This is a genomic window from Micromonospora jinlongensis, assembly GCF_013410645.1.
GTDB lineage: Bacteria > Actinomycetota > Actinomycetes > Mycobacteriales > Micromonosporaceae > Micromonospora > Micromonospora zamorensis.
Genome location: NZ_JACCHK010000001.1, coordinates 1261156 through 1275615, shown reverse-complemented (window position 1 = coordinate 1275615; position 14460 = coordinate 1261156). Strand labels below are relative to the sequence as shown.

Below are 14460 nucleotides of genomic sequence, written 5' to 3'. Positions count from 1 at the left end.
TCGTTCCCTGCTGGCGGGCCCTAGGATCTCTGGAATGCAGGAGGGCCGGTGGACGACGATCACGCCGTCGCAGTTCGCGCACGAGCGGGAGGCGCTGGCGCACGTCCAGGCGCTGCTGCCGGACAGTGAGCCCTACCGTGCCTGGTCGAACTTCACCTTCACCGCCCAGACCGGGCACCCCTACGAGGTTGACCTGTTGGTCGCCGCGCCCGGCGGGCTCTATCTCATCGAGATCAAAAGCCTGAACGGGCGGCTGCGATCCAGCGGGTCCAACTGGATCCTCCAAGGCCCGAACGGCACACGCACCTTCGACAACCCGCTGCATCTGGCCGACGCCAAGGCCAAGAAACTCAAGTCGCTGCTCCAAGTGGCTGCCTCACGACGCAAGGGTCAGCAGGTCAGGATCCCGTTCGTGCAGGCGGCGGTGTTCCTGTCCAAGCCTGGCCTGCGGGTAGAGCTGTCGGAGCATCATCTGCACGGCATCTTCGGTCCGGAGCCGGCCCCGGGTCACGAACCAGGGCTGCTGCCGACGATCACCTCGCTGCTGCAGCGTCCACCGCAGGACGAACGGCAGCGGGTCACGAAGGAAATGTCGGCGGCGCTGCCCGACCTCCTCGACGCCGTGGGCATCGCCCGTAGCCGCCGGCACTACCAGATCGGCGCGTGGGAGTTGGAGACCCGCCCGTTCGACGTCGGCCCTACCTGGCAGGACCACCAGGCGCGGCACCGTGATCTGGAGCGCGAACGTCGCAGGGTGCGGATCTACCTGGTCGAGCGCAACGCCGTGCAGACCGAAAGGGCCAGCATCGAACGTGCCGCCAAGCGCGAGATGCTGGCCCTGCACGGCATCAACCACCCGGGCATCGTGCAGGTCGACGCTATGGAGTCGCACGAGGCCGGCCCGGCGTTGATCTTCCGGTACGACCCTCGGTCGGTGCGTCTCGACCATTACATCGCCCAGTACGGCGACCGCCTGGACGCGCTGAGCCGACTCGCGATGATCCGACAGCTCGCCGAGACGGTGGCGTACGCACACGGGCGACGGCTCCACCACCGTGCACTCTCTGCGCGTAGCGTGTTGGTGAACCCTGGTCGGACGCGGCGTGGTGGCAGCGATGACGAAGCGTGGCTGACACCTCAACTGCAGATCAGTGACTGGCAGGCGGCGACCCGAGGCGCGGACAGTGCTGGTGGCAGCAGCGGCCAGCCAGTGACTCTCTCCTCGCACGCGACTGCTCATATCGAGCGGTCCGCAGAGGCGTACCTCGCTCCGGAGTTGACCGCGCCGACGCCGGACGCGGTGGCGATGGACGTCTTCGGCCTCGGCGCACTGGCGTACCTGATCCTGACCGGGCAACCACCGGCCACCAAGCGCCCCGAACTGCTGGCCCGCTTGGCTCGGGACAACGGTCTGCGAGCCGCTGCTGTTGCCGACGGCATCAGCGAGTTCGCCGACGAGTTGATCCAAGCCGCCACCGCACCTGTCCCGGCCCAGCGGCTCACCACGGTCGCCGACTTCGTCGAGATGCTCCAGCTCGTCGAGGACGAGTTGACCAGCCCGCCACCGGGCTCGGTGCACCCGGAGGAGCCGGCACCCGAGCAACCCGACCCGCTGGAGGCGCGCGGGGGCGACCGAGTCGGCGAGTGGAAGATCGTCCGCCGCCTCGGCACCGGTTCGACCTGTCGGGCGTTCCTCGGCTTCAACGAGCGCACCCGGCGGGAAGAGGTCCTGAAGGTCGGGCTCTCCGACGAGAAGGGTGCCCGACTGGCCCACGAGGCCCGGGTGCTCGGCCCGCTCACCGACTCCCGCGTGATCCGGCTGGCCCGGCCAGAGCCATTGCAACTGGGCAACCGGACCGTCGTGGTCCTGGAACACGCTGGCGACCACACTCTGGCGCGCAAGCTGCGCGACGACGGCCGGCTCACTGTCGACGAGTTGGAGACCTACAGCGACTACCTCTTTGGCGCCCTCGACTACCTGGAGGGCGAGGGCGTCTACCACCGCGACATCAAGCCGGACAACATCGCCATCCGGATCCGGCCCAACCGCACCAGGCAGTTGGTGCTCTTCGACTTCTCCCTGGCCGGAGTCTCGGTCAAAGAGATCATCGCCGGTACTCCGCGCTATCTGGACCCGTTTCTCGGCGCTGCTAATCGTCCCGTCTATGACAAGCACGCCGAGTGGTACGCGCTCGCGGTCACCCTGCACGAGATGGCGTCCGGAGAGCTGCCGGTCTGGGGCGACGGCGGCACCGAACCGCAGCTCACCGATGGCCCGCCGGTGCTGGCCGCCGAGGCGTTCGACCCGGCGATCCGCGACGGCCTTGTGGAGTTCTTCCAGCGGGCACTGCACCGAGACCACCGCCGACGCCACGCGTCGCTGAAGGATCTGCGCGATGCCTGGCAGGATGTCTTCCGCCGCTCGGACGCGAGCACGCCGGTCGGCACCGAGCACCCGGACGTCGACGAGCCGGACGAGCAGGTCGCCGCAACGGCCCGCGACGAGGCCGCCGGCAAGGCCACCCGGGCCACCACGCTGGAGGCCGCCGGTCTCACTCCACGCGCGGTCTCGGCCGCACACCGCCTGGAGGCCACCACCGTCGGTGAGCTGCTCGCGGTCTCCAACAAGCTCGCGCACCTGCCCGGTCTGGGGGCCAAGACCCGTCAGGAGCTGCAACGCCGGGTCAAGGAGTGGCGGCAGCGCCTGGGGGAGCGGGAAACGCTGCCCACCACGCCCGCCGCCCGCAAGGCAGCCAGCGAAGAAGCGGCCACCGAGACCACTTCCGGCCACGGCGACACCGATCTGGTACGCGTCGGCTTGGACGCCATCGCCACGCTGCTCGTTCCGGCGAAGAACGGCCGCAACGCCACCGAGATCGAGGGCACCCGGCTGCTGCTGCACCTGCCCGACGAGTCAGGGGCGCTGCCGGCGCTGCAGCTGTGGCCGCAGCAGCCGCAGGTCGCTGCCGCGCTGGGCGTCACCGCCGGTCGGGTCGCGCAGATCCTCGGCAAGCAACGCAAGCGCTGGCACGAGATCCCGGTGGTCGGCAGCGTGCGTACCCAGATCATCGAGCTGTTGCACGACGGTGGCCGGGTGATGGGCGTCGCCGAGTTGGCCGCGGCGTTGCTGAGCAGCCGCGGCTCGGTGCGTACCGGGGACGCGCTGCGTCTCGCGGTGGCCGTCGCAGCGGTACGCGCCGCCGTGGAGGTCGACGTGCTCGCCGACGAGCCACGTCTGTTGCTGCGCCGGCACGCCCGCTCCGACATCGACGGCAAGCCGCACCCGCGCGGCGACCGGCTGCTGGTTGCGCTGGAGGTCAGCGATGACGACGCGCCGGACACCCCGGCCGCGCCGGCGCTGCTCGACTACGCCGACGCGCTCGGCAAGGCCGCCGACAAACTCGCCGCGAGTGAGGTGCTGCCCAGCCCGGCGACAGTGCTGCGTACCCTCGCGGCGGTGACCGCTCCTGGCGGGGCGGCCGATGCGTTCGACGAACGGCGACGGGTGTTGCTCGCCGCGGTAGCCTCGGAGCGGGCTGCCGCCACCGCGCGGCTGGAGCTCTACCCGCGCGACCTCGACCCGGTGCGGGCGCTGCGGTTGGCCCAGGCCGGAGTGGTGCCGCCGACGGTCGCTTCCGACGGTCGGCGTGGGCTCACCCCGACGCACGTCGCGGACCGGGTAACCGCGCGTTTCCCGGAGCTGGACCCGCTGCCGGGCCACCCCAAACTGGACCGGCTGCTTGCCGAGGCGGGTTTCGAGCTGCGGTGGGACCGGGACCGGTATGTCTCGCCGCCGCCCCGCGCGGCCTCGTCCTCGGTGTCGATCATCCAGCGGCGCCCGTCGGTGACGGCCGCGCCGAGCCGGTGGACGGCAGAGTCGCCGGAGTTGGCGGCGGCGATGCGCGCCGAGGAGCGCCTGGGCGGGGCGCGGTCCGCGGGTGGGTTCCGGGCGCTGACGGTACGCCTCAACCGGTACCACCTGGCCCGGGAGGAGTTGGCCCGACGCTTCGACGCCCGGCCGGTCAACGTGGCGGCGCACTTCCTGGATCACCTGCATGCCCTGGTCGACGCCCGCCCGAAGCCGACATGGGAGACCGTGCTCAGCGCGGACATCGCCCAGGAGGGGTCGCGGGCGGCGATCAAGCTGGGGGAGTACGTCGAGCAGGCGTGGCAGCTGACCGCGCCGGCACTGCACGCCTCGCTGTCGGCTGGGGACGGGCCGGTGCTGCTGCACGACGCGGCGGTGCTGGCGCGGTACCGGGCGATGGAGCGGCTGCATGAGGTGGCTGACGCGGCGCGCGGCGGGTTGGGGGATGTCTGGCTGCTCTGCCCGATGGAGGATCCGGCGCTGCTGCCAAAGCTGGACGGCGCGGTGGTGCGGGTCGGCGACAACGAGTGGATCGCGTTGCCGGACGCCTGGGTCGTCAACGCTCACCGCAGCGCGGTCACCGCCTGAATGATCAGACGTGCATGGAGTTGCTCGAATCATCGTGCCGAGCGAATCCGCAATAAGGGCCGCCGAAGTGGACTCTATTAGAACTTCCAAGTCTGGTCGAAGGCCAACTTTGCGAGCCGTTTGCCCCGAGCTTCAATTTCGCGGGCGGTCCATTTCCGCTCCGCTAAGATTTCCGGTTCAATATGAGCGCGGGCAAGAATTGGCTTCTTGGCGATGAAGGTTTTGTCGCCCAACTCGTTGTTGATGTCTTGGCTGACGAGAACAAGGTTGCCTATTCGTGCGACGTCACCCAGTCGAACGCCTCCCTTTTTGTAGCTTTGGGGGGCGATATGCTCGACCGTCATCTGGCTATAGTCGATCGGAGTACCGGCTTTGTGCTGCTCCGCGTGGAATCTTATAAGAACGTACTTAACTAGGGGAGTTTGGCTGGCGTAGGTCTTGCTACTTCTCAGCTCCAAGAAGGATGCCTCGAATTCGGCATAGGTGGGCAGCCTTGCGCGGAGCTTTCCAAGCAATTCATTAATAACGCGCAGTCGCCCGTCGGTAGTGCGTGCGTTAAGCAGGGATCGGGCTGCAGCGGCGTACATCCGGCCGACCCCCCCGGAACTGGGCTGGTTTGTGATGGCCGTGGCAATGAAATGGTAATTCTCGAGCCCCTGCATTGCGCGAATTAGGTGCGCAAGTTTGATGTTTTCATGATCGTAGGCTCGGAGAAGTGAAAGTACCATCGGGAGAGGTTGACGCATCCTGAAAAGATTCAGGGCGCCAAGAGCATACTTGACCTGGACTTGCGGCTTCTTCCAGTCTCGAACGGCTGGTTCCTGTGCCTGGCGGTAGAGCTCCGCTTCGTGCTCAAGCGTGTCAAGAAAATTCTGCGCGTTGTTGCTCTTGACGTAACTTTTGATCGCTTTGAAAAGCTCCTTCTCGCCAGTGTACTCATGACGAGACAACCATGAGTGGAGGAGGAAGCGGTTCATGCTGATGTCGACGGAGCTCTCCGCAAAGCTCTGTCGGATACTATTCCATCGGTCACGAGATTGATCCAAATCTGCGTTCGTGGCCTTGATGTGTGATAGTAGATGTGACTTTACGAGATCGGCGACTTCGAGATCTTTGCCTCGGCTGTTCAGGGTCTGGAAAATCATCGTCGCATCATCTTCGTTGTCAACTTCGACGAGCACTACGGTTAATCCCAGGACCTTGTCGCGCAAGTCGACCAGTTGGTCGAACTTTGCTTGGTGCTTCCCGCCTTGCGGGACCGCTGGATCGGCGTCGATAGTCGAAAGCGATAATCCAACTTTCCGACTTAGGAGTTCGAAGGCTGACTCGATAGCCCGTTCTTCAGGGCTCGCTGGGGCCGATGCTTGTGCTTGGCCTGGCATGGACTGCACTCGGGCGCGAAGGAATGGGTGAGAGGTTTCGGCTTGCAATACGAAGCGGGTATCTCCGTTCGCATCAACCCGCTCGATCATCGTCTGAATTCCCTTCGCCTCTTTGTCCGCACTGAGGTCTATAAAAGCATTGCGGATTGCCGAGAGGAAAAGTGTGACAGTGGTGACTCGCTGTTGCCCGTCGACAAGGCCGAACGTACCGCCGTTGCCGTAGACAACCATCGAGCCGATGAAGTACTCTCCGTTGTTTGCAATGACGTCATTCCAGAATTCGTCAACGTTCGCCCGGTCCCAGGAGTAGGGTCGCTGGAAGCGTGGGATCCGGAAGAAACCGGCGCTCAAAAGTCCTGCGACGTTCCGACAGTTGCTTGTAACTAGCACCTTCGTTTCCTCCCAGCCTTTAGGCCAGCCGTTGACCTTGATCGCAGGTTGACTACGGTGCCGCGGTCCTGCCTTCGGCAGAGCATAGGGACATGTTCGGCATCGACGCTGCCCCTGGTGAGTGCGGCGCGTCGCCGTGGAGTCCTTCGAGTTGGACGAAGATCTCGCGCTTGTCGGTCGCGTTGCCTCGGCGGTTGAGGACGTAGCCGGTCAGCCGGACCCAACCTTCGTACGTCGGTCGGCCGCAGACCGAGACGACGCGGAAGGTCAAGGCGCGATCCCCGGCGAACTGCACCGAGGCTCGGCCGTCGATGACGAGCAGGTCGCCGGGGGAGGGGCGCGCGGTCACCAGTGGCCGGAGTTGTGGTGGCGCTCCTGCGGCGGCGGGCACTCCCGCGCGTGCATGGTCTGCCAGTCACGCAGCGCCCGCTTGATCCGGTCGTTCTCCTGGCTGAGCAGCCGTACCGTCTCGTTGAGCATGGCCAGCTCGTCGGCCACCCGGGCCTGGAACTCGCGTACCTCATCGGGGTCGACGCCGCGCCGGCACGCGGCGAACGCGCGGGTCCGCACCTCGTGCGGCGTCAACCGGCCTGGGTAGCCGGCGGGGTAGGGCTGGCCACCTCGATACACCTGAGCCACGACGGTCCCTTCTGAGGGCAGGCGGGAGCGCGGAAGGTCCTTGTGGTGGGTCCGGAAGGGCGGGCCGTCCGCTCGGGGGCCGCGGGCGACCCGCCCGCTCCGCCGCCGCAGCCCGATTCGGCGGTACGACAGCAGAGCAGTCCGGTGGGTCGGGACGGGCACACGCACCCGCCCCGACCGAGGGGATGCCCCTGCACCTTGTTGCCACGCAAGGGGAGGGGCGCTCCTAACTTAGCCGTCCCAGTCGCCCTAGTCAAACGATGAGTTGTTGTGGGGTGTCGTTGCGTGATCGAATTGGCGTGCCACGCAGGGGGAGTCATGCCAATTACTGCCGACTACATCCGCATCGCCGACGAGATCGTCGCTGACGTCAGGGCGAAGAGGCTCAAGCCGGGCGACAAGCTGCCCTCGATTACGCAGCTCGCGACCACCCATAGGGTCAGCCCGTCCACCGTCAAGCAGGTCTACGTGCGACTGGAGGCGCTCCGCGTCATCTGGCGGCACCAGGGCAAGGGCGTCTTCGTCAACGACCCGAAGCTCTGGATGCGGGAGCCGTAGGTAGCGGGCCGGCTACCTATACGAGCCTTTTGGGTACCCCCGTCCCGCCCATGGGACGACTAGAGTCGGCGCGTGATCGACCGGAAACTGCTCTTGTCCGACCTGCAGAAGCAGGTCAAGAACCTGGAAAACGACCTGCGGGAGCAGGCCGAGTCGGTCGAGGAGGTGCGCCTCCGCCTGCGTAGCGAGTACGACCACGCCTTCAAGGTCGGCCGCACCGCCGCCACCTGGACAGCCTGGCGAGACGAGCGTGTAACCCAGGGCGCCGTCGCCTGGGTGCTCGGCACCGTCTTCGTCCGCTTCAGCGAGGACAACCGCCTGCTGCCCGACCCCTACCTGGCGGGCCCGGGGGACCGCCTGGTCCTAGCCGAGGAGGCCGAGGCGCAGTTCTTTCGCGACCGGCCCGAGGAAACGCTGCGCGGCTGGCTGGAGGAGGGCTTCGACGCCATCGCCAGCACCCAGGCCGGCAAGTCGCTCTTCGACAAGCGGCACAACCCGCTCTACCAGATCCCGCTGTCCCACGACGCGGCCAAGGCGCTGATCGGCTTCTGGCGCCGGCGGGGCGAGAGTGGCAACCTGGTCCACAGCTTCCGCGACGAGTATTGGGACACGCGGTTCCTTGGCGACCTCTACCAGGACCTCTCCGAGGCGGCCCGCAAGACCTACGCCCTGCTCCAGACGCCGGAGTTCGTCGAGGAGTTCATCCTCGACCTGACGCTGACTCCGGCGATCGCCGAGTTCGGCCACGACGTGGTCAAGATGATCGATCCGACCTGCGGCTCGGGCCACTTCGTCCTCGGCGCTTTCCATCGGCTCCTCAAGGAGTGGGAGGAACACGCCCCCAACCGCGACCCTCACGAGCGGGTACGCCTCGCGCTTGACGCCGTACGCGGCGTGGACATCAACCCGTTTGCAGTGGCCATCGCCCGCTTCCGCCTCCTCGTCGCAGCGCTGAGGGCTTGCAGCCTCAAGATGCTGAGCGATACGGCCGGCCTGACCTTCCCGATGCACCTAGCCGTCGGTGACTCGTTGCTTAAGTCGCGCCAGGAAACCCTCGATGGGAAGGAAGATCTCGCAAATTTCGCCTACGCCACAGAGGACGTGAAGGAGCACGGCGACATCCTCAGGGTCGGCCAGTACCATGTCGTCGTCGGCAACCCGCCCTACATTACGGTCAAGGACAAGGGTCTCAACGAGGCCTACCGCGACATGTACGACACATGCTCCGGCAAGTACGCACTGTCGGTGCCCTTCGCGCAGCGGTTTTTCAACCTTGCGAAGACCGCCGACAGCGCTGGCAAGGGCGCAGGTCACGTCGGGCAGATCACGGCCAACTCCTTCATGAAGCGCGAGTTCGGCAAGAAGATGATTGGAGTACTGTTTGCCCTCCGGGTTAATCTGACTCACGTTATCGACACCTCGGGCGCCTACATTCCCGGACACGGCACGCCGACCGTCATCTTGGTAGGGCGCAACACCAATCTGAACCGGCCTGGGACGATCCGTACCGTAATGGGAATCCGAGGCGAACCCAGCGTCCCGGGGGATCCCAGGAAGGGCGTGGTTTGGCGGGCTATAGTCGACCAGGTCAATAAACCTGGGTCCGAGAGTCAGTGGGTGAGCGCTGCCGATAATCCGCGGGCCGCAGTTCTTGTCTTCCCTATGAGTCTCAGCGGCGGCGGTGCGTCCGCTGCGATGACGCTGCTTGGCTCCGTTCGGGGCAGATTGAGGCAGCGATCTGACGGGCCCATCGGATTCTATGCGATTACCGGTGACGATGAAGTCTTCTTGGCCTCTCGTTCACCAACACAGTGGCGTAGGAGTGAGGCGCCGCAGAAGCGGTTTACGACAGGCGACGGAGTCCGAGACTGGTCGTTAGATTCCGAATTTGCACTATGGCCTTATCGTGATGCCAAGCCTGTGATGGCGCTGCAGGATAGTCTGCTGTTTTGGCCCTATCGGACTGGCTTGCGCTCGGGGTTGGCATTCGGCAAGACTAGAGAGCAACGTCGCATGGCATGGCATGAGATGACGATGCTGTCATGGCAGCGAGTTTCCTCGTCACGGCTGGTCTCGTTCTCTGATGTGGCTACACATAATCATTTCGTGCTCGATAGGGGTGTGTCGGCCTTCAATCAGCACGCACCGGTAATCAAGTTGTCGGACGGGGAGTCAGAGGACGAGTACCTGCGATTGCTCGGCGTGCTGAATAGCTCCACCGCCTGCTTCTGGCTCAAACAGGTAAGCCACAACAAGGGCAACGAGGGTTATCAATCTGGCATAAAGACCGAAATGTGGGAACGGTTCTACGAGTTCACCGGCACCAAGTTGCAGGAGTTTCCGCTGCCTTTGGCGTACCCCCTCGAATTGGGCCGGAAGATTGACGGGCTGGCGCAGCGGCTCGCTGCGATCAGCCCGGTGCCGGTCTCGGCCTCCAGCGTGCCCACTCGCGAGCGGCTAGCCGCCGCTCGTGACGAGTGGCACTCGATCCGGGCGCGGATGATCGCGTTGCAGGAGGAGTTGGACTGGCAGGTCTACTCGCTCTACGGGCTGCTGGACGAGGAGTTGACCGCCCCGGCCGGCTCGGTGCCGGAGTTGAAGCTGGGGGAGCGGGCGTTCGAGATCGTGCTCGCTCGGAAGATGGCCGCCGGTGAGGCGGAGACGCAGTGGTTCGCTCGGCACGGGTCGACGCCGATCACCGAACTGCCGGCGCACTGGTCGGACGAGTACAAGGCGGTCGTGGAGCGGCGGATCGCGGTCATCGAGGGCAACCGCAACATCGGGCTGATCGAGCGGCCGGAGTGCAAGCGGCGCTGGGCCACCGACGGTTGGGACGTCATGCAGCAGAAGGCGCTGCGCGACTGGCTGTTGGACCGGTGTGAGACGCGGGAGTTGTGGTACCAGCACGTCGACGGCCTCGAACAGCCGCGCCCGCTGACCACCGCGCAGCTCGCCGACGAGCTGCGCCGTGACGCCGATGTGCTCACCGTGGCCAACCTCTACGCACCCGGTCAGGACCTCGGCAAGGTGATCGCCGGCTTGGTCGCCGACGAGCACGTGCCGCACCTGGCCGCGCTGCGCTACAAGGACACCGGGCTGGCCAAGCGGTCCGACTGGGAGCAGGTGTGGGACCTGCAGCGGCAGGAGGACGCGCTGCCCGACGAGGCGGCGAAGCGGGAGTTCCGCAAGGGCATCCCGGTGCCGCCGAAGTACACCTCGGCGGACTTCCTCAAGAGCAGCTTCTGGAAGCATCGGGGCAAGCTCGACGTACCCAAGGAGCGGTTCGTTTCGTACCCCGGTGCCAGCCGCGACGGTGATCCGTCGTTGCTGGTCGGCTGGGCCGGCTGGGACCACCGCGAGCAGGCCCAGGCCCTGGCGACCCTGATCGTGGCCCGCGAGCAGGAGGACGGCTGGGCCGACGACCGGCTGTTGCCGCTGGTGGCGGGCTTGCGCGAGATCCTTCCCTGGGTACGCCAGTGGCACGGCGACTTCGACCCGGAGTGGGGTGCCTCGCCGGCCGACATCTACGACGGCTTCCTCGCCGAGACCACTAACCGATTGCACCTCACCGACGAGGCGCTGACGTCGTGGCGACCGGCCAAGGCGACCCGCGGCCGTAAGGCAAAGCAGTGAACAGAACGCAAGGCGTCGCTGTTCGCCCATCCCGCACGCCAGGAGCCGACATTGGATAACGAGATTCAGCTGATCAGTGACGGCGCCGGGTTGGCGGTCATCGGGGAACCGGCGGCCGTCGAACGCTTCCTCGTCTCTGAAGGACTGCCGTCGAAGGATCTCGGGCTGCAACGACTCGGATCTGTCCTCGGTGCGGGGGCTGCAGCCGCACAGGCAGGTTCCGAGATTGCTGCCAACTCTGGTCGCTGGGTGCAGTTGACCAAGGAGTCCGCGCAGGTCGTCCACAAATACGGTCTGATGCAGAGCAAGACGCCGGGTGTCAGTCATGCCATGGTGGGGCAGCCGGGCTCGATCAAGTCGTGGCTCCAGATCGCAAAGGGCCCGGGGTCGATGGTGGGCAACCCGGCGATGCTGGCCGGCGCGGCGGGGATCATGGCGCAGGTAGCGATGCAACAGAGCATGAAGGAGATCACCGATTATCTCGCCGTTATCGACGAGAAGGTCGACGATGTGCTCCGCGCCCAGAAAGACGGGGTGTTGGCCCGCATGATCGGAGTCGGCTTCGTCATCGAGGAGGCCCTGACCATTCGAGAGGCGAGGGGCCGGGTCGACGAGGTCACGTGGTCGAAGGTGCAGGGCGCGCCGACGGCAATCGCAGAAACCCAGGCGTACGCGTTGCGTCAACTCGACGCGCTCGCGGAGAAGCTGGAGCACAAGTCCACGATCGGTGATCTCGCGAAGGCAGCCAAGGAGGCAGAGTCCAAGGCACAGGAGTGGCTCGCTGTCCTGGCGCGCTGCTTCCAGCTGCAGGACGGCATCGCCGTGCTCGAACTCGACCGAGTGCTGGACGCCTCCCCAGGCGAGTTGGACGGTCATCGCCTCGGATTGAAGGCTGCCCGGAAAAACCGCCTGGAACTCATCTCACGGTGCACCGAGCGCCTGATGGCCCGCATGGATGCGGCTGCTGGCACGGCCAACACCAAGGTGTTGATGCATCCGATGGACTCCCCGGCGGTGGTGCAGTCGAGCAACCATGTCTCGATCGCCATTGTCGACTTTCACGGGCGGCTCGGGATCGAGGGCGCTCGAGAGGCGTCGGAAGCGCGACGATGGACGGACGCGGCCAAGGAGGCGAGGGACAAGGCGCTTGAGACCGGAGCAGACGGCGTTGGTGCTGCCAGGCGCCTTGGCAACGAGACCCTCGGCCGGGCCAAGTGGGCGACCGGCAAGCTCTCCAGCCGGATCGCCGAGCGAGCGCTCCGCCACCGTGGGGGCGACGAGGGCGAGCCCGATGACTCAAACAATTCACCCGGCCTGTGACCAGCCCTCCGACTGAGGGCGAGAAAGGGACAACCGAACGTGAGAAGTCGCCGACGGGAACGGCTGGTGAAGTCGAAGAATGACAATCTGGCCTTCGCGCACCACTGGCGGCTGGTGTGGCGGAGGGTGGCGTTCCGCCTACGCGGTAGGCTGCGCCCGTGACTGACCGGCACCCGCTGTTTCTTCGCAGACTCACGGTGGAGAATTTTCGCAGCCTGCGGGCGGTCGAGGTGCACCTCGCCCCGCTCAACGTCCTAGTCGGACCCAACGGTGCGGGCAAGTCGAACCTGCTCGACGTGATCGCTTTCCTCGGCGACGCCACCCGCGGTGATCTGGAACCGGCGCTCGCACGGCGGGGGGGCTTCTCACGCCTTCATTTCCGCGGGGACCCCGACGCCAGCAGCCCAGTCCGGATCGAGGTGGAGACGACCACCGGAGGCACAGGTGAAGCGGCCGACGCGTACGCACTTTCCTTCACCTCCGTCCGGTCGCCCGACGACCCGCGTCACCCGATCATCCGTCGGAAGGAGGACTTTTGGCTGACCGACGGAGTGGGGGACGAGGCGCGGCACATCAGCATCACCGGAGGACGTATCCAGTTCCATGGCGCCGACGCGGCCTCCGTCAGCGTCCGGGAGGACTCCCTCGGCCTGTCCCTGCTGCCTCGGCTCAGCCCTGAGCGAGGCGGTGAGCGGGTGGAAGCTCTGGCCGACTTGTTCGCCAGCTTCCGAGTGTTCGACGTGGACGTCGCAGCCGCACGCCAACCGGCGCAGGAGGAGATCAGCGACCGGCTGTCTGACGACGCAAGTAATCTCGCCGCGTTCTTGTTCTACCTTGCCCGGAACCATCCCGATCGCTTTGCCGAGCTGCACCGTGATGTGCGCGCGTTCATCCCTGGCCTGGAGAGCCTGGAGTTCACGCCCATCGGCGGAGCCGGTAGCGGAGTCGTGCTCAACCTGGTCGAGACGGGATTGCGCGGCTCCACCCGGTTGCGGGAGGCGTCCTTCGGGTCTATTCGTGCCCTGGCGCTCCTGGCTCTGCTCTACGACCCGGCGCCACCGCAGCTCACCTGCATCGAGGAAATCGACCACGGGCTGCACCCGCACATCTTGGATCGCATCGTGGAGCTGCTGCGGCAAGCCTCAGAACGGACGCAGTTCCTGATCGCCACGCACTCACCGGCGCTCGTCAACCGGCTCAAGCCGGATGAGCTCATTGTCTGCGAGCGGGGTGAGGACTCGTCGTCCCGCATACCAGCCATTGACCCCGATGCTGTGCGCGCAATGGAGGGAGAGCTGCACGGTGAGATTGGTTTGGGCGAGCTGTGGTTCTCCGGCGCACTCGGTGGGGGCTTGGAGTGAAGCAGCGACGGCGTCCTTTGGTCGTCGTGCTCGGTGAGGATGACAACGACCGGCAGGCGATCCGCGTCCTCGTGGCCGCACTCCGTCCCGACATCGGGCGGGGTGGTCTGAAGCCGCTGCGAGTTCCCCCCGCGCTGGTGCGCAATGTTCCGCCGAACCGACTACCGAGACATGCCGATAAGGTCCGGGAGATACTCAAAGCCTTCGAGGTTGCCACGCCGATCCGCGCCGTCCTTATGCACGAGGACGCCGATGACGTCGAGCCGGCCCACGAGGCGGTCAGCACCAAGATCGAGCAGACCTTTCGCTCGCTCCCCTGGCCGGTGCACCCGGTCGTACCGGCTTGGGAGATCGAGACCTGGTGGTTCCTCTTCCCCGAAGCGGTCCGTCAGGTCTGTCCAGGGTGGAGACCGCTGTCGTCGTACGCGGGCAGGGACGTCGGCCAGATCCGTAACGCCAAGCAGGAGTTGACACGGGCGCTCACCCCAGCGGGCGCGAGAAAGTCGACGTTTCGCGCCTACTCTGAGGCGGACAGCGTGCAGATCGCCGAGCGGATCGTTGCTCTCGGACAGCTCGCACCACCCTGGTTCGCGCGCAGCAAGAGCTGGCTTGCCTTCCTCGGCGCGGTCGACTCCCTGTAGGCGGAGTCTGTTATCCGACACAGCGTGACGCTCGGACGAGGGCACGCCTAATGTGCCGTGGGACTAAGGCTGCATAACCG

9 protein-coding genes are annotated in these 14460 nt (G+C 66.0%); 6 read left to right on the top strand and 3 right to left on the bottom strand.

The window, feature by feature from the left end; all coding sequences use genetic code 11:
* Positions 1-34 precede the first annotated feature (34 nt).
* Positions 35-4456: a BREX system serine/threonine kinase PglW gene (pglW, locus tag HNR22_RS05375; RefSeq protein ID WP_179779356.1), complete on the top strand. Its 4422-nt coding sequence runs from the start codon at positions 35-37 to the stop codon at positions 4454-4456.
* Between the two features lie 77 nt (positions 4457-4533).
* Here pglW and HNR22_RS05370 read toward each other — a convergent pair whose 3' ends face one another.
* Genes HNR22_RS05370 through HNR22_RS05360 form a run of 3 tightly spaced genes read right to left on the bottom strand, consistent with a single transcriptional unit; the run spans position 4534 to position 6867 of the window.
* Complete coding sequence (locus HNR22_RS05370) at positions 4534-6228, bottom strand: GmrSD restriction endonuclease domain-containing protein (RefSeq protein ID WP_179779355.1); 1695 nt, start codon at positions 6226-6228, stop codon at positions 4534-4536.
* A gap of 52 nt (positions 6229-6280) precedes the next feature.
* A complete protein-coding gene (locus HNR22_RS05365) occupies positions 6281-6577 on the bottom strand; it encodes a hypothetical protein (RefSeq protein WP_343059693.1) in 297 nt (98 codons plus the stop codon).
* The gene (locus tag HNR22_RS05360; protein ID WP_425488041.1) at positions 6574-6867 is read right to left on the bottom strand and encodes a DivIVA domain-containing protein; all 294 of its coding nucleotides are present in this window, start codon (positions 6865-6867) and stop codon (positions 6574-6576) included. The genes HNR22_RS05365 and HNR22_RS05360 overlap by 4 nt, the downstream gene beginning before the upstream one ends.
* A 318-nt stretch (positions 6868-7185) precedes the next feature.
* Between HNR22_RS05360 and HNR22_RS05355 the strand changes: the two genes are divergently transcribed.
* The 5 genes from HNR22_RS05355 (at position 7186) to HNR22_RS05335 (ending at position 14380) form a co-directional block, all read left to right on the top strand.
* Positions 7186-7425 carry a winged helix-turn-helix domain-containing protein gene (locus HNR22_RS05355; RefSeq protein WP_179779354.1) on the top strand — a complete coding sequence of 80 codons (240 nt, stop codon included), beginning with the start codon at positions 7186-7188 and terminating at the stop codon, positions 7423-7425.
* Positions 7426-7497: 72 nt separating this feature from the next.
* Positions 7498-11058: a BREX-2 system adenine-specific DNA-methyltransferase PglX gene (gene pglX / locus HNR22_RS05350; RefSeq protein WP_179779353.1), complete on the top strand. Its 3561-nt coding sequence runs from the start codon at positions 7498-7500 to the stop codon at positions 11056-11058.
* Positions 11059-11109: 51 nt separating this feature from the next.
* Entirely contained in the window at positions 11110-12378 is a 1269-nt protein-coding gene (locus HNR22_RS05345; protein WP_179779352.1) for a hypothetical protein, read from the top strand.
* 158 nt (positions 12379-12536) lie between these two features.
* Positions 12537-13739: an AAA family ATPase gene (locus tag HNR22_RS05340; RefSeq protein ID WP_218906182.1), complete on the top strand. Its 1203-nt coding sequence runs from the start codon at positions 12537-12539 to the stop codon at positions 13737-13739.
* Positions 13736-14380: a hypothetical protein gene (locus HNR22_RS05335; RefSeq protein ID WP_179779351.1), complete on the top strand. Its 645-nt coding sequence runs from the start codon at positions 13736-13738 to the stop codon at positions 14378-14380. The genes HNR22_RS05340 and HNR22_RS05335 overlap by 4 nt, the downstream gene beginning before the upstream one ends.
* The last annotated feature ends 80 nt before the right edge of the window (positions 14381-14460 follow it).

Bases quoted from the DNA above. Each gene is read 5' to 3' on its own strand.
- HNR22_RS05355 (WP_179779354.1), top strand. From the start codon at position 7,186: ATGCCAATTACTGCCGACTACATCCGCATCGCCGACGAGATCGTCGCT.
- pglW (WP_179779356.1), top strand. From the start codon at position 35: ATGCAGGAGGGCCGGTGGACGACGATCACGCCGTCGCAGTTCGCGCAC.